The organism is Desulfovibrio sp. TomC (assembly GCF_000801335.2).
Classification (GTDB): Bacteria; Desulfobacterota; Desulfovibrionia; order Desulfovibrionales; family Desulfovibrionaceae; genus Solidesulfovibrio.
This window is the reverse complement of record NZ_JSEH01000008.1, coordinates 126,564-141,416: the sequence shown is the minus strand read 5'-3', so window position 1 is coordinate 141,416 and position 14,853 is coordinate 126,564. Positions and strand designations below refer to the sequence as shown.

General features: G+C 65.2%; 15 protein-coding genes. 10 read left to right on the top strand and 5 right to left on the bottom strand.

Annotated elements, in window-relative coordinates:
- Nucleotides 1-61 precede the first annotated feature (61 nt).
- Genes trsS through NY78_RS09625 form a run of 3 tightly spaced genes read left to right on the top strand, consistent with a single transcriptional unit; the run spans nucleotide 62 to nucleotide 3,479 of the window.
- Nucleotides 62-1,399, top strand: a complete 1,338-nt coding sequence (gene trsS, locus NY78_RS09635; RefSeq protein WP_043634910.1) for a radical SAM (seleno)protein TrsS — start codon at nucleotides 62-64, stop codon at nucleotides 1,397-1,399.
- The gene (locus NY78_RS09630; RefSeq protein ID WP_043634907.1) at nucleotides 1,390-2,448 is read left to right on the top strand and encodes a DVU_1553 family AMP-dependent CoA ligase; all 1,059 of its coding nucleotides are present in this window, start codon (nucleotides 1,390-1,392) and stop codon (nucleotides 2,446-2,448) included. The genes trsS and NY78_RS09630 overlap by 10 nt, the downstream gene beginning before the upstream one ends.
- On the top strand, nucleotides 2,445-3,479 hold the full coding sequence (locus tag NY78_RS09625; RefSeq protein WP_043634905.1) for an XdhC family aldehyde oxidoreductase maturation factor: 1,035 nt from the start codon (nucleotides 2,445-2,447) through the stop codon (nucleotides 3,477-3,479). Before NY78_RS09630 ends, NY78_RS09625 begins: the two co-directional genes overlap by 4 nt.
- Nucleotides 3,480-3,641: 162 nt before the next feature.
- Here NY78_RS09625 and NY78_RS09620 read toward each other — a convergent pair whose 3' ends face one another.
- Nucleotides 3,642-4,166, bottom strand: a complete 525-nt coding sequence (locus NY78_RS09620) for a YbaK/EbsC family protein (RefSeq protein WP_043634903.1) — start codon at nucleotides 4,164-4,166, stop codon at nucleotides 3,642-3,644.
- 120 nt (nucleotides 4,167-4,286) lie between these two features.
- Between NY78_RS09620 and NY78_RS09615 the strand changes: the two genes are divergently transcribed.
- The 3 genes from NY78_RS09615 to NY78_RS09605 all read left to right on the top strand — a co-directional run bounded on the left by NY78_RS09615 (nucleotide 4,287) and on the right by NY78_RS09605 (nucleotide 6,793).
- Nucleotides 4,287-4,799 carry a YeeE/YedE thiosulfate transporter family protein gene (locus tag NY78_RS09615; protein ID WP_043634902.1) on the top strand — a complete coding sequence of 171 codons (513 nt, stop codon included), beginning with the start codon at nucleotides 4,287-4,289 and terminating at the stop codon, nucleotides 4,797-4,799.
- A 1-nt stretch (nucleotide 4,800) separates the two neighbouring features.
- Nucleotides 4,801-5,325 (top strand): DUF6691 family protein, encoded by a 525-nt coding sequence (locus tag NY78_RS09610; protein WP_043634901.1) that lies wholly within the window; start codon nucleotides 4,801-4,803, stop codon nucleotides 5,323-5,325.
- Between the two features lie 130 nt (nucleotides 5,326-5,455).
- Nucleotides 5,456-6,793 (top strand): glutamine synthetase family protein, encoded by a 1,338-nt coding sequence (locus NY78_RS09605; RefSeq protein ID WP_043634898.1) that lies wholly within the window; start codon nucleotides 5,456-5,458, stop codon nucleotides 6,791-6,793.
- A 129-nt stretch (nucleotides 6,794-6,922) separates the two neighbouring features.
- Here the strand turns inward: NY78_RS09605 and NY78_RS09600 are convergent, their stop codons facing one another.
- A complete protein-coding gene (locus NY78_RS09600; RefSeq protein ID WP_043634892.1) occupies nucleotides 6,923-7,345 on the bottom strand; it encodes a hypothetical protein in 423 nt (140 codons plus the stop codon).
- A 208-nt stretch (nucleotides 7,346-7,553) separates the two neighbouring features.
- Between NY78_RS09600 and NY78_RS09595 the strand changes: the two genes are divergently transcribed.
- Nucleotides 7,554-8,318, top strand: coding sequence for an SGNH/GDSL hydrolase family protein (locus NY78_RS09595; RefSeq protein ID WP_043634890.1), 765 nt, complete (start codon nucleotides 7,554-7,556; stop codon nucleotides 8,316-8,318).
- A 141-nt stretch (nucleotides 8,319-8,459) separates the two neighbouring features.
- Nucleotides 8,460-10,829, top strand: a complete 2,370-nt coding sequence (locus NY78_RS09590) for an ATP-binding protein (protein ID WP_047960115.1) — start codon at nucleotides 8,460-8,462, stop codon at nucleotides 10,827-10,829.
- Between the two features lie 37 nt (nucleotides 10,830-10,866).
- Here NY78_RS09590 and NY78_RS09585 read toward each other — a convergent pair whose 3' ends face one another.
- Both NY78_RS09585 and NY78_RS09580 read right to left on the bottom strand, forming a co-directional pair.
- Nucleotides 10,867-11,433 (bottom strand): hypothetical protein, encoded by a 567-nt coding sequence (locus tag NY78_RS09585; RefSeq protein WP_043634888.1) that lies wholly within the window; start codon nucleotides 11,431-11,433, stop codon nucleotides 10,867-10,869.
- A 35-nt stretch (nucleotides 11,434-11,468) separates the two neighbouring features.
- Nucleotides 11,469-12,284, bottom strand: a complete 816-nt coding sequence (locus tag NY78_RS09580) for a DsbA family protein (protein ID WP_231583892.1) — start codon at nucleotides 12,282-12,284, stop codon at nucleotides 11,469-11,471.
- Nucleotides 12,285-12,458: 174 nt separating this feature from the next.
- On the opposite strand from NY78_RS09580, the gene NY78_RS09575 reads away from it, so the two are divergent.
- Both NY78_RS09575 and NY78_RS09570 read left to right on the top strand, forming a co-directional pair.
- Nucleotides 12,459-12,743, top strand: a complete 285-nt coding sequence (locus tag NY78_RS09575) for a c-type cytochrome (protein WP_043634884.1) — start codon at nucleotides 12,459-12,461, stop codon at nucleotides 12,741-12,743.
- Between the two features lie 74 nt (nucleotides 12,744-12,817).
- The gene (locus NY78_RS09570; RefSeq protein ID WP_043634881.1) at nucleotides 12,818-13,771 is read left to right on the top strand and encodes a lysylphosphatidylglycerol synthase transmembrane domain-containing protein; all 954 of its coding nucleotides are present in this window, start codon (nucleotides 12,818-12,820) and stop codon (nucleotides 13,769-13,771) included.
- On the opposite strand, the gene NY78_RS09565 is transcribed toward NY78_RS09570, so the two are convergent.
- On the bottom strand, nucleotides 13,772-14,602 hold the full coding sequence (locus tag NY78_RS09565) for a PilZ domain-containing protein (protein WP_043634878.1): 831 nt from the start codon (nucleotides 14,600-14,602) through the stop codon (nucleotides 13,772-13,774).
- Between the last annotated feature and the right edge of the window lie 251 nt (nucleotides 14,603-14,853).

Sequence of the window (14,853 nt, the reverse complement as noted above, 5' to 3'; positions counted from 1 at the left end):
ATCCCCCCGGCCGCCGGAGGCATGCATCCTGCCTTGTTCGTATAATTCGCAGGAGTAAACAGTGACGGCGACAGAGAGTTTGTGTCCGGTGTGTTTGGCCCGGCTGCCGGCGCGTCGCGAGGCTGTCGGAGAGGACGGCTGGCTGGTGCGCACCTGTCCGGAGCACGGCGAATTTCGCACCCGCTTCTGGCACGGCCCGCCCGGTCCGGCCGGCTGGGACCAGCCCAAGATTGCGCCCCCGGGGACGGCCGCGGTCGGGAGTGCGCCTGGCGAGGGCTGTCCCTATGTCTGCGGCCTGTGCCCGGAGCACAGCCAGCGCACCTGCACCGTGGTTTTCGAGGTCACCGGCCGCTGCAACCTCGGGTGCCCGGTCTGTTTTGCCGATGCCGGGACCGGCTTTGACGCCGATCCCACCCTGGCCGCCCTGGAAACCCGGCTTCTCCGGGCCAGACGCGCCGCCGGGCCGGCCAATATCCAGATTTCCGGCGGCGAACCGACGCTTCGGGCTGATCTGCCCGACATCGTGGCCCTGGCCAAAGCCGCCGGTTTCCCCTTTGTGCAGCTCAATACCAACGGTCTGGCCCTGGCGGCCAACCCGGCCCTGGCCGGGCGACTGGCGGCGGCCGGACTCGATTCCGTTTTTTTGCAGTGCGACGGCGTGACCGACGCCGCCCATGTGGCCCTGCGCGGCCGGGGGCTGGTCCGGGAAAAACGGGCCGCCATGGCGGCCTGCGCTGCCGCCGGCCTGGGCGTGGTGCTGGTCGCCACCCTGGTCCCCGGCGTCAACGACGGCGAAGTCGGCGATCTGGTTCGGCTGGCTGCGTCCCTGGCCCCGGGCGTGCGCGGCGTCCATTTCCAGCCGGCCGCCCATTTCGGCCGCTATCCCGGCAACGGGGGGAGCGCCCCGCGCCTGACCCTGCCCGATGTCATGGCCGCCCTGGAGACGCAAACCGGCGGCATGGTCCGGGCGGAGGATCTGCACCCGCCGTGTTGCGAACATTCCCTGTGCTCGTTTTCCGCCAGCTACCGCGTCCTGCCCGACGGCAGGCTGGCCCTGGCCGGGAGCGGCGGCTGCTGCGACAAGACGGCCATCCCGGCCGAGGAGGGCGCGCGGCAATCCATGGCCTTCGTGGCCCGGCAGTGGGGCGCGGCCAGGCCTGTCCCGGCCCCGGAGGCCATCAAGGACGATTTCGATCGGTTCCTGGCTGCGGCCGCGGCCACGCCAACCGTAAGCCTTTCGGCCATGGCCTTCATGGACGCCTGGACGCTCGACCTGGAGCGGGCGCGCGGCTGCTGCATCCATGTGGCCGCGCCCGACGACCGGCTTATTCCCTTTTGTCTCTACAACCTGACCGCTGCCGACGGCACGGCCCTGTATCGGCGAAAATCATGCGCGTAAGCCCCTTTGACGCCTGGATTGCCGCAGCCACCGGCCAAAGCGGCGAAATACCGGACCCGGCCCGGGTGGCCGACTGGCAGCTGGCCGCCCTGGGCCGCAGTCTGGACCATGCCCGCTTGGCTCCTTTTTACCGCGACCGCCTGTCCCATCTGCCGGCCGGGTTCCCGGACAGTTTTGCGGCCTTTGCCGCGCTCCCGACCACGACGCCGGCGGAACTGGCCGCGGATTTCCCCCGGTTTTTGACCGTTCCCCAGGACGCCATCGCCCGCATGGTCACGGTCGCCACCTCCGGCACCACCGGGCCGCCCAAGCGCATGGGCCTGACCGACGACGATATTGAAGAAACCCTCGACTGTTTCCGGGTGGTCATGGCCGTGACCCTGGAGCCGGGCGAGACGGTGCTGATTCTCTTTCCGGCCGAGAAGCCGGACAGCGTGGGCGATCTGATCGGGCGCGGCATGCGCCGGCTGGGGGCCAATCCGATCTTTGGCGACCCGACCGGCAACCCGGCCCGGCTGGCCGAGGCCCTGCTGGCGCACCGGCCCAAAAGCCTCATTGCCGCGCCCTCCCAACTGCTCGCCGCCCTGGACGACGTGGCCGTCATGGCAGCGGCCCGGGCCACGCTGCGCTCGGTGGTCTACGCCTCGGACTTTGTTTCGTCCGAACTCCGGGGAAAAACCGCCAATCGCTTTGGCTGCCGGGTGTTTGATTATTACAGCGCCACGGAAATGGCCTACGGTGGCGGCATGGAGTGCCTGGCCGGGAGTGGCTACCATTTGCGTGAGGCCCAGCTCTATTTCGAAGTGCTCGATCCCGGCAGCGACGCGCCGGTTGCCGCCGGCGAAGTCGGCGAGGTCGTCTTCACCACGCTCTCCCGGCGCGGCGTGCCGCTGGTGCGCTACCGCACCGGCGACGCGGCCCGTATGCTGCCCGGCCCGTGCCCGTGCGGCAGTCCGCTGCGCCGCCTGGGGCCGATTTTGGGCCGCATCAATCGAACCGAAGCCGGCTGGACCGTCAGCAATCCCGATAAAGGAAGGGGAACCCCATGAATGAACTGATTGCCGCCATAAACGACCGTCTGGCCCGGGGCGAGTCCCTGGCCGTGGCCACCATCGTCACCAACGAAGGTTCGACGCCGCGCACCGCCGGCTCGAAAATGCTTGTTTTTGCCGATGGCTCCATTGCCGGCACCGTGGGCGGCGGCCTTGGCGAGGGCATGGTCATCGCTGCGGCCAAGGAGACGCTGGCCATTGGAGAGTCCCGGCTCATGGGCATCGACATGACCGGTCAGGCTGCGGCCGGGGCCGATCTCATCTGCGGCGGGAAGATGCGGGTTTTTCTGGAGCGCATTGAGGCCGACGCCGTAGGCCAGGAACTGTTCGCCACGCTGGCCGGGAGTCTGGCCGCCGGGCGCAGCGCCCTGATGCTGACCCGGGTTGGCGGCGAGGCCTGGGGCGGGACGCGCTGTCTGCTCACTCCCGAGGGTGTGGTGGGCATCTGTCCCGAGCAGGGCGTACTCACGGCCGCCCGGGCCCAGGGCCACGGCATTGTCGCGCCGATCCTGCTTACGGCCGACGGCAGCCAGTGGGTGCTCGAGCCGATGCTGGCCCTTGATCCGCTCTATATTTTCGGCGGCGGCCATGTGTCGCGCCCCACCTGCCACATGGCCGCCCTGGTGGGCTTTGGCGTGACGGTCTTTGACGACCGCCCGGAATTCGCCAATGCCGAACGCTTCCCGGACGCGGCCAGGACCGTGGTCTTTTCCAGCCTGCCCGACTGCTTTGCCAGCCTGAGCATCGACAAAAACGCCTCGGTGGTGATCGTCACGCGCGGCCACGCCCAGGACAAGGACGTGCTGGCCCTGGCCCTTAAAACCGAGGCCGGCTACATCGGCATGATCGGGAGCCTGCGCAAGCGCGACGCCCTCTACGACAAGCTCTTGGCCGAAGGCTATACCAAAGACGACATCGCCCGGGTCCATTCGCCCATTGGCCTTGAGATCGCAGCCGAAACGCCCGAAGAAATCGCCGTCAGCATCGTGGCCGAGCTGATCGAGGAGAGGGCGGCGCGGCGGGGGTAAGGCAAGAAAAAGAACAGAGGCCTCCGGCGGCCGGGGGGGGATAATCCCCCCCGGACCCCCTTGAAGGGAAAAATTGACAACGGGTTACGGGTTTTTTGTACCCAGATGGGGGGTCCGGGGGCCTCAGGCCCCCGGCCGCCGGAGGCATTCTTTCTTCTCTCTTCACTCCTTCGAAAACTCCCCCACCTCAACCTCCACCCCGCCCACAATCTCCGCCAAATCCCCCGGCGCGATCTCCAGCGTCCGGTCGGGCCTTCCAAATCCACAGTAGAGCGTCGGCGTGATGGTCAGCACGTCGACGTCGATCAAAAGCCGGCCCCGCCCCTCGGCTAAAAGCGGCGACACGCTGCCGGGCGCGACGCCGAGCCGGGCCAGGACCTCGTCTGGCGAGAGCGGGGCAATGTCCCGCCGGCCAACGCCAAGGAGGCCGGCCAGGGCCGGGTAGACCACCCGCCGCGTGCCCCGCAGGGCGGCCAGCACCAGCCCGCCGTCGCGCAGGGTAAAGGCGATGGTCTTGACGATGCGGCTGACGTCAAAAAGCTGCGCCGCGTCGGCCTCGGCCATGGTGCGCACCGGGGCGTGGACGTGAATGGCATGCGGCCGGCCGCTTTGGGCCAGGGTTGCGGCCAGTTCGAGAAAGACCGCAGCTTCTGCGTCCGTGCCGTCTGGAGTCGGATACTGTTCCATGGCCGGTCTTGTGCCCGGGCTGCGGCCGGATGGCAAGGGCGGCGTGGTGTTTTGCTTTACGCCATGCCCTGGCTGGGCTAGAAGTGGGAAGCTTCAAATCCGTTTTGCGGGAGGATGGATATGCCGTCGCAGTCAAAAGGCTGGAGTCCGTATCTGGCCGGGGCGCTGTCCGGGCTGGTGTCCGTGGGATCGGTGCTGGTGGCCGGCAAATATCTGGGCGCGTCCACCACCTTCGTGCGCGGGGCGGGCATGGCCGAGCGGCTGTACGCCCCGGACGTGGTGACGACCCTGGCCTATTATATCAAGGAAAAACCTGTTTTCGATTGGCAGTTCCTGTTCGTGTGCGGCATTGCCGTGGGCGCGTATCTGGCCGCCCGGCTCTACAGCGACTTCAAGGTGCAGCTCGTGCCGGACTCCTGGCGGGCGCGTTTTGGCGACAGCGCCGGACGGCGGGCGGCGGCGGCCTTTGTGGGCGGCGTGATTGCCATGTTCGGGGCGCGGCTGGCCGATGGCTGCCCAAGCGGCCATGGCCTGTCCGGCATGTCCCAGCTGGCGGTGTCGGGCTATCTGGCCGGGGCCGGGTTTTTCCTTGGCGGCATCGTCATGGCCCGGCTGCTGTATCGGGGGAAATGATATGGAACTCTTTTTCGGACTGGTGACCGGCGTGCTTTTTGGCTTCCTGCTCCAGCGCGGCCAGGTCCTTCGCTACGACAAGCAGCTCGGGGCGCTTCGCCTCAAAGACATGACCATCGTCAAGTTCATGCTGTCCCACATCATGGTGGCCATGGTGGGGCTGTATCTTCTAAACGACCTGGGACTGGTCAAGCTGTCGCTCAAGTCTACGGTGCTTGGGGCCAACATTCTCGGCGGCTTGATTTTCGGCCTGGGCTGGGGCCTGGTCGGCTATTGTCCGGGGACATCGCTTGGGGCCGTTGGCGAGGGGCGCTTTGACGCCTTGTGGGGCATAGCCGGCATGTTGGTCGGGGCGGCGGTCTTTGCCCGGGCCTATGACGGCCTGCTCGGCACGGTCTACACCTGGGGCGATTACGGCAAGCTCACCTTGCCGGGGATGTTGGGCGTCAACCACTGGCTGGTCATTGTGGCGCTGCTGGCGGTTTTCGCCGGTATTTTGCGGTTTATCGAACGCAAGGGCCTGTAGCGGCAGCGGCCTTAACGCCTTGATTTGAGGCGACAAATAGGCGAGGATACAGCCTTTCCGCCCTTGCGGCGCGTCCCGCGTCCGGGAGCGCCGCATCCCTGCGCCAACCTGCAAAAGGAGGATATGCCAGATGGCGGTCTTTAATTGCAAAAACGCCGACGACGTGCTGCGGGCCGTCAAGGATTACAACGTTTCGTTTATCCAGTTCTGGTTCATTGACGTGCTGGGGGTGCTCAAGAGCTTCCAGATCACGCCCCGGGAACTGGAAAACGCCTTTGAAGAAGGCATGGGCTTTGACGGTTCGTCCATCACCGGCTTCACCAAGATCCAGGAATCGGACATGGTGGCTTTTCCCGACCCGTCCACCTTCCAGCTGGTGGCCTGGCGGCCGTCCGACCGTCCGGTGGCCCGGCTTTTTTGCGACGTGAAAAATCCCGACGGCACGCCCTTTGCGGCCGACTCGCGCTATGTGTTAAAGCGCATGCTCAAGAAGGCCGCCGACCTCGGCTACACCTACTACGTCGGGCCGGAGCTGGAGTTTTTCCTGTTTGCCAATTCCACCGAGCCGAAAATCCTCGACCACGGCGGCTATTTCGACGCGCCGCCGCGCGATCTGGCCAACGACGTGCGCCGCGACATCAACTTCGCCCTGGAATCCATGGGCGTGGCCGTGGAATACAGCCACCACGAAGTGGCCCCGAGCCAGCACGAGATCGACCTGCGCTATCAGGAAGGCCTGATCATGGCCGACTACGCCCAGACCTACCGGGTGGTGGTCAAGGAAGTGGCCCGCAAACACGGCTGTTACGCCACCTTTATGCCCAAGCCCCTTTTTGGCGAAAACGGCTCCGGCATGCACTGCCACCAGTCGCTCTTTCGCGGGGCCAAAAACGCCTTCTACGACGCTTCCGATCCCTACCATCTCTCCGGCGAGGCCAAGGGCTTCATTGCCGGCTTGTTGCGCCATGCCCCGGAACTGACGCTTATCACCAACCAGTGGGTCAATTCCTACAAGCGGCTGGTGCCGGGCTATGAAGCGCCGGTTTACATCGCCTGGGCCAGGCGCAACCGCTCGGCCCTGGTGCGGGTGCCCATGTACAAGCCCGGCAAGGAGTCGGCCACCCGCATCGAACTGCGAAGCCCCGACCCGGCCTGCAACCTCTACCTGTCCTTTGCCGCCATGCTCGGGGCCGGACTCAAAGGCATCGAGGAAGGCTACGTCCTGGAAGACCCCATCGAGGAGAACATCTTCAAGATGACCGATGAGGAGATGGTGGAGAAGGGCGTGACCTCGCTGCCGGGCAGCCTGCGTGAGGCCGTGGACAATCTGGAGAAAAGCCCCCTGATGCGCGAGGTGCTGGGCGACCATCTCCACGCCGCCCTGGTCGAGAACAAAAAGGCCGAATGGGACGCCTACCGCACCCAGGTCACGGAATGGGAGATCGAGCGCTATCTGCCGATCCTGTAACGCCGCCCCTGTCTCCGTCTGGTTTTCAAGGCCGCCTTCGGGCGGCCTTTTTCAGTGCTGGTGCCGGGCGTTGGAGCCTTGGTGCGGGCCTTGGTCCGATTGGTCGGGGTTTGGGCCTATGGGCGTTCCTTATTGGGGTTTGCGGATGTAGCGGGTGATGCCGATGGCCTTGGACGGGCCGACGTCGTGGGAATAGATCAGTTCCAGGGACCCGTCGGGCAGCAGCTGTCCGGTGAATTGCCCTTCGTCTTCGAGGATGTGCACCGTGGTTCCGTCATAGCCGATGACGCCCATGATCTTTTCCTCGTGCTTGCCGCTGGCTTTGACGCCGGTAAAGCGCCGGCCTTCCTGGCGGGTGATGGTCAGGGTGAACTGGCCGGACACGAAGTGGGGTCCGGGAGCGTCATGGGGAAAATGGCGGCTGCCGGTGGTGATCCCCTCGTGCTCGGCGCTGCTCCAGACGCCGAGCAGGTTCGCAATGTCGGCAGCCCTGGCCGGGGCAGTTGCCAGCAGCAGACAAGCGGTCAGCACAAGCAGCAGGCGGGCGTACATGGGCGGCTCCGTTTGGGTTGGGCCGGAGGGCCGGGGCCGTCGGCCGTTTGGGATTTCTTCCCTGGTATGTGGCTGTGTCCGGCGTTTCGGTCAACGGGTTTTCCGGGTTTTAACGGCGTGCTATTTTGGTTTACGATCCAGCCGGAAACTGGTACGTGCTGCGGCTTCGGCGAACTATCGCCTCACCTGAGTCCAGGACCATACGCCCTTGAAAGCAGATAAAGTCATTCTCGTCTTGCTCCTCGGTTGTCTTGTCAGCATGTCCGGTATTGCTTTGTATTATAAGCTTGGCTGGGACCGCATGGACAAGCAGATGCGGGAAATTTCCACCGACGTCGATACGGTCAACACGGCCATCAAGGACTTAAGCGGCCTCTACTCCCGCACCAGAGTCAGCATTATCCTGGCCGAACTGCGCTCCCAGGACCTGCCCCTGATCGTCATGTTTGGCGACAGCATCGTCGAGCAGATGTACTACCCGGCCCTTGATGGCATAAATGTCATCAATACAGCCATTTCAGGTTCAAAAGCCCTGGAATCGAAACCATTTCTCGACAACGTCCTGGCTGCCTCCCGCGGTCCCCTGGTGGTCCTGTCCATGGGCACCAACGATGCCTTTGGCGGGAAGGTCGCCACCCCCGAGCAGTTTGCCGCCGGCTATGAAGCCCTGGTCGGCGCGGTGCTGGACAGCGGCCGCCGGCTGGTGCTGACCACCTTGCCGCCGCTGGAATCGGACAGGGACAGGGCTCGGATGTTTAACGGGGAGAGCCTGGCCTCCTACAACCCCATCATCCGGGAAATCGGGGCGCGGCACAATCTGATCGTGGCTGACGTCAATGCCGCGCTGCTGGCCCAACGGGCGGCGCAGCCCGGTTCCCATACCGTGGACGGGGTGCATCTTGACCCAGCCTCCGCCGTTCTGTGGCGCGACACCGTGTACGCCGCCATCCGCCAGTCCCTGGCCCGGCCCTAAGGCGACGTTCCCTGGCGGACAGGGTTGCGCTTTTGCCCCGCCGCCTCCCGCCCCTTGCCTCCGCGACGCTCCCTGGCGGATCCGGTTGCGCCTTGACAACACGCCGGCCAGGCCGGACACTGCCCAGACTGGGGGGCGTCCATGGCACAGGCCGATACGGTGACGCAAACAAACGGCCCAGGGCCGTTTTTTTGTCTGCAACTTGGTCCTGACCGCCGGGTTGTCGACTGCGACAAAGCGGCCAGGGCGCTATTCGGGGACTGCCAGGGCGCTCCAAGCCCCGTGCCCTGCCCAGAGCCGGGAACACCCCGGGACTGGCCGGCCGAAGGCATTGTCTGGCGGCTGTGGGCCGAGGCCGACCCCGACGGGGGACGCACGGTGCGCGGTCTGGCCGTCACCGATCTGGCTGTTGCCGCCGCTTTGGCCGCGACTCGCCAAGACCAGCTGGCCGCCATTCTCAACGGCGCGCGCGAAGGCGTGGTCATTGCCGTTGCCGGACGGCTGGTTTTCGTCAATCCCTTCATGGAACGCCTCACCGGCCACGATGCGGCCACGCTCCTGTCCCGCCCCTTTACCGACTTCCTGCATCCTGAGGACCGCAAAACGGTGCTCGCCACCCATACCCGCCGTCTGGCCGGACAGGCCGCCCCGGAGAGTTACAACTTTCGCCTGGTTACTGCCTCGGGCGGCATTCGTCATGTGAGCGCCTCGTCCGGGCGCATCGAGTGGGAGGGAAAACCGGCGGCAGTGAGCTTTCTGGGCGATATTTCGGCGCAAAAGGCGGCCCAGTCCGCCCTGGCCGAACTGGTGAGCGACCAGGAGACCGTCATCGCCGGCCGCACCTCGGTCCTTCGGGAAACCAATGAACGACTGACGGCGGAAATCGCGGAACACGAACGCACGGCCGCCAAACTCAAGGCGGCCCGGCTCAAGCTGGCCAAGGCCCTGCGGGCCAAATCCGTTTTTTTGGCCAATGTCAGCCACGAGATACGCACGCCGCTCAATGTGGTCCTCGGCATGGCCGACATGGCCCTGCGCCCGGACAGCACCGGGCAGGTGGATCAAATCCGGGCCTTGCAAATGATCCACGAAGCCGGCTCGTCCCTGCGGGGCATCCTCGGTGATCTGCTCGATTTGTCCCGGGTTGAATCCGGCCGTCTGGAAATGGAGTCTCTCCCGTTTTCCCCGGCCAAGGTTTTAAGGACGGTGCTTGACCGCTACAAGGCCGTGGCTGAGCGACAAGGGATCAGTCTGGCTGGCGAAACGGCCCTGGATGTGCCCCTCTCTCTTCTGGGCGACGCCGGCCGTCTGGATCAGGTGCTTGGCAATCTGGTGGGCAATGCCTTGAAATTTACCGCTGACGGCAGTGTCACGGTCTCGCTGACCCTGGCCCGGCCCAACCGTCGCGCCCTGCCAGGGGCGGTGGCCCTGCGTTTTGCCGTGCGCGACACGGGCATCGGCATTGCCCCGGACAAGCAGAAGACCATTTTCGACAGCTTCAGCCAGGCCGATGAAACCATTGGCCGGCGTTTTGGCGGCACGGGCCTTGGCCTGGCCATCTGCCGCCGGCTGGTGGGGCTTATGGGCGGGCGGCTGCGCCTGACCTCCGTCCCGGGCCAGGGCAGCGAATTCTATTTTACCGCCCGCTTCCGGTCGTTGCTGGAAAGCCAGCCGGTCCGGCCGACGGCCCGGTCCCGGGCTTTGGAGCCGCTGGACATCCTCCTGGCCGAGGACTCGGATCTGTCCGCCGAGATGATCCAGGCCTTTCTCACGCCCAAGGGACACACCGTAGTCCGGGTGGTCAACGGCGAGGAGGCGCTGGTCACGCTGGGGCTTCGCCGCTTTGATGCGGTGCTCATGGATATCCAGATGCCGGTCATGGACGGTCTTGCCGCCACCCGGGCCATCCGGGCCGGCGCCGTGCCCGGGGTGTCGCCGGACATCCCCATCGTGGCCCTGACCGCCTACGGGGGCGGGCGCGACCGCGACCGCATTTTGGGGTGCGGCGTCACCGATTATCTAACCAAGCCCGTCAATTTCGACCGGTTGCTGGAGGTGTTGTCCGGCTGTCTGGGGCTGGCCCCGACCGCCTGTCTGCCGCCGGAAGGACCCCGGCCGGCAGTGGCCGTTGTCCAGCCAACGGTTGGCCTGGACGAGCCGGCTTTCGACGCCGGCCGCAGCGAGGCCCTGGGGAATCTCGGCGATGACCAGGAACTTTATGATCGGCTGGTGGCTGTGTTTTTGCGCGACACCCCGGCCGACCGGGGCAGTCTGGAAGCGGCCCTGGCCGCAGGCGACACGGCCCGGGTGGCGTTGGTGGCCCATTCCCTCAAGGGCAATGCCGGCATTGTCGGGGCCACCCCGGCGGGCGAGCGGGCCAGGGCCGTGGAACTGGCCGCCCGGGCCGGCCAGACTGCCGCGTTGCCGGGCCTGATTGCGGCCCTGGTCACGGTTCTTGAGGCCACCCTGGCCGGCTTTGCCGCCAAGGGATATGGGCCGGCCGGGCCGTGAGGCCGCGTCTGGGGGGGGGCGCGGGCGCTGTCGGCCGCTATTTGGCCATCAGCGCGACAGATTTGTTGAGTTCGTAGAGCAGAGTGGTCAGGCGCACGAGATAGGTTTCGTAGAGCTTTTGCACGTCGCTCGATGCGCTGATGTCCAGCTCCTGATTGCGGGTGGTCAGGAGATAGACCATGCTGTTTAAAAAGGTGATGACGTTCTTGCTGCGATTGACGACGTACTCGTTGACGTCTTTCTCGTGGCTGTTGCCGAGCTTGAGATAGATATAGAGCACATCGACCAGATTATTGAGGCTGATCGTGGCTTTCTGGTAGGTGTCAAACAGGAAACGCAGCTTCTTGTATTCGGCGCTGTCCTTGCTCTTTTCATAGATCGGCAGCAGGGCGATGATCTGGCTTTCGGCCGGCCGGGCCTCAACATAGTATTTGATGAGGTCGTCGAGCATGACCACCAGCGTGGCGTCGTCAAGGAGGACCTCGGTCGGGGGCTGGACAGGCTGTTCCGCCCGGGCCGATCCCCGACCCGGGGCCAGGACGAGCAGCGCCGTCAACACCACAAACCCAAGGGGCAGGACAATCCGTCTGGGCACAACAGTCATAGGGCTTGCCGCCTCGTCAGTCGCGGTTTTGGCGATCAGGAATTTTTCTTGTCACAGGCGGCGCAGGGCGCTTCCTGCCCGCCGGGGCGGGACACCCGGCGCAGCACATCCTCGAACTCGTCAAGCGGGGCAGCCCCGCGAACGGACACGCCGTTTATGACGAACGTCGGGGTGGCGTCGAACCCGAAGGACCGGGCCTCGGCCGTGTCGTCGTCGATGCGCTTGGCCAGATCGGCCCGTTTGAGATCGCGCTTGAGCTGGCTCACATTGGCTCCCAGCTTGATGGCCAGGGCGTAGAGCACCGGCTCCCCGCCTTGTTCGATTTCGTTTTGGGCGGCAAAGGCGGCGTCGTGGAAGGCAAAAGCCATCTTGGGGTCCTGGATGGCCAGGGCCTCGTAGACCAGGGCGGCCTGCTTGGCCAGTTCGTCGGTGGCGTAGTGCTTGAAAACAATGCGCACCGAATCCGGATGGCGGGCGGCGAATTCGCCGAGCGTCACCGCGCCCCGGGCACAGTACGGGCACAGGAAATCGGAGTAGACCACCACCGTGGTCGCGGCATCGGCCGGGCCGCGCATGGCCCGGGCCGGATCGATGGCCGGAGACAGGGGTTTTTTGAATTCGGCGTCCTGACGGGCCTGGCGTTGGCCGTCCTGGAAGTCGTGCTGACCTTCCATGACCAGGGCGAAGAGCTCTGCCTTCCGTTCGCCCAGGGCGTCCAGAACGATTTCGGGATGTTCTTTGATGGCGTCCTTGAGGCCGGCGTCTTTGGCGGTCGGAGCGCAGGCAACAAGGAAAACAAGGGACAGCAGGGCCAAAATAGTGCGCGAGAGCATGGGAAACGTCCTTTGCATGGAGATGTCCACAACGTGCAAGCCTACCCTGCGTTGGGGGAAATGCAACAAAAATTTTTGAAAAGCAAGGGAAACAGACTGGAAGCATTGTCTTTTTTCTCTGAGGGCGTATGAAGGAACCAAGGCCCCGGCCATTGTGGGGCACTTACAACGCACGTTCTCCAGGAGGTTTCCATGAGACGGATTGGTTTGCTTGTCCTCGCACTGGTCTTTGGTCTGGCCGCATTGGCCCTGGCGGCAGGTGATCCGGCCAAGGGCGGCGAGTTGGCCAAGGGATGCGCTTGCCATAAAAGCAAGGGTGATCTTGACGGTATGGATGCGGCCGCGCTGACCGCCAAAATGCAGGCCTTCAAGGACGGCAAAGGCGAAAACAAGGCCATGATCTCCATTATGAAAAAACAGTCCGACGAAAATATGGCCGATCTGGCTGCCTACTACGCCTCCCTGCCCAAGAAATAAGCTGACTTGCCCGATGCGGCGAAAAAGGCCATGGAGACCTTTTCCATGGCCTTTTGCACAAGGAAGTTCCGCCCATGCGTCGCATTGTGTCCCTGATTGCCCGTTTTGGCCTGGCTGCGGCCTGCCTGGGCTATGCCCTGTGGGGCGTTGATTTTTCCCGGCTGGGGCAGGCGTTGGGCGAATTTCGGGTCCGGGACATGTTCCTGTACGCCCTGGCTGTTTTGGCCACCACCCTCGTGCCGGGCCTTCGTCTGCGGTTTTTAACCGGGTCGCGCATTACGCCGGCTACCGGTTTGCAGGCCTGTCTGCTCGGCCTTGGCGTCAACAATGTCCTGCCGGCCCGCCTGGGCGAGATGGCCAAGGCCGTCTATCTGCGCCGGGAGGCCTCGATCTCCCTGGGCCAGGCCCTGGAAGCGGTCTTCTGGGAGCGGTTTTTCGATCTGTCGGCCCTGCTGTGCCTGGGCGTGGCCGTGGCCGCACTGTTGGGCCAAAGCCTCATCCTCTATCCGCTGCTGGCGATTGTCGGCGGGGGCTGGGCCTTTCTGGGGCTGCTCAAACTGCGCCCCGGGGCGGCCCATGCCTGCCTGAAGCTGGTGCCGGGGCAGCGGTTGCGGCTTTTCGCCGGGGAGATGCTCGGGCTTTTGCAAACGCGGATGCAGGCGGGATTCCTCCTGCGTCTGGCAGGGTGGACCGGCCTGTGCTGGCTCGGTTTTATAAGCGCCGGGGCTCTTGGGTTATGCCTCATGGCCGGCTTCCCCTTCGACCCGACCCTGGTGCTGACCTTTTTTGCCGTGACCACCCTGGGCTTCGCCCTGCCGGCCGCGCCGGGGGGCATGGGGGTCTACGAGGCCTCGGCGGTGCTGGCCCTGGGCTGGTTCGGCGTGGACCGGGAGCGGGCCTTTGCCGTGGGGCTGGCCCTGCACATGCTCCAGTATATCCCTGTGACCCTGGCCGGCCTGACCGTATTGACCACAAGCGGCCTGTCCCTGGCCGATCTGCGCCGCCGGGCCGAGGCTCCGGGGCTGTAATCAGGCCAGTCGTTCGCGGTGCCGGTCGAGGTCCCAGAGGTAGAGGATGTCGGCCAGTCCGGCGATGACGTGGCCCTCCACCGGCTGCCAGCGGATCTTGCCGGCCTGGGCGTCGAGCTGGCCCTGGGCCAGAAATTCCAGTCCCAGCAACAGATCCTGGCTCGCCCGGTCCGGTTCGACGTGGCGCACCTTGGCCACCATCCAGAATTCGCCCGGTTCCGCGGCCCGGGGTTCGCACAGTTCCAGGTGGACGACCAGCCGGTCGCCCCCTGCGACCTGGAGATTGCGTTCCCTGGCCAGACCGGCCCGAAGTCCCAGGCACAAGCCGCCGGCCGACAGGTTGGTCAACCGGGCCGAGCCGTTTTTGAAATCCCCGGTTCGCAGGGCCGGCGCGTCCAGGCTGAAGCCGTTGTTGCGGTCATAGCGCCAGAAAAAAGCCGACTCCAGCCGGTCTTTCTCCGGTTCCAGGCGCAGGCTCTTGCGCCGTTGGCCAAACACCAGGGCGTCCGGTTCGACCAGCCGCAGCCGGGCCAGTCCGGCCGGACTGGCCGCCGCCGCCTGGATGCGGCTGTCAAAGGTGTAAAAGGTCTCCTCCAGGGTCTGGCGGCGCACCAGCACCCGGAAATAGCCGGTCACCTTCAGGCCCGCCCAGTGCGGGCCGGCCGCAGCCTTGCCCACGCTTTCCAGGAGAACGCCCCGGGTCGAGGCTTCCAAAATGGTGCAGTCGAGTTCCTTGAGGCCGACAATGGCTTCCGGCAGGGTCAGATGGCAGCGGGAGCGCTGGGCGATGGCCTCTTCCAGCAGGCGTCGGGGTGGGGCGGGGGACGTCATCGGGCGTACAACTTCTTTGCCCGTGCCCGCACACCGGAAGCTCCGGCGGGGCGTTCGGTGCGGTTGCAGGGTGTCATGGCCGGGCAGTGGCCATGTATGTGCTGCCTGATGTTGAAAGTTGGCATAATTCTATAATATTGCGAACCTGCCCGCAACAGCATACAAGCCAACCGCCGGGGGAAAACGACTCTTTTCAATCGATTCGAGTCATGCTACCAGCTGCCCCGTGTCGGTTTGCCCTCAGGGCCAAG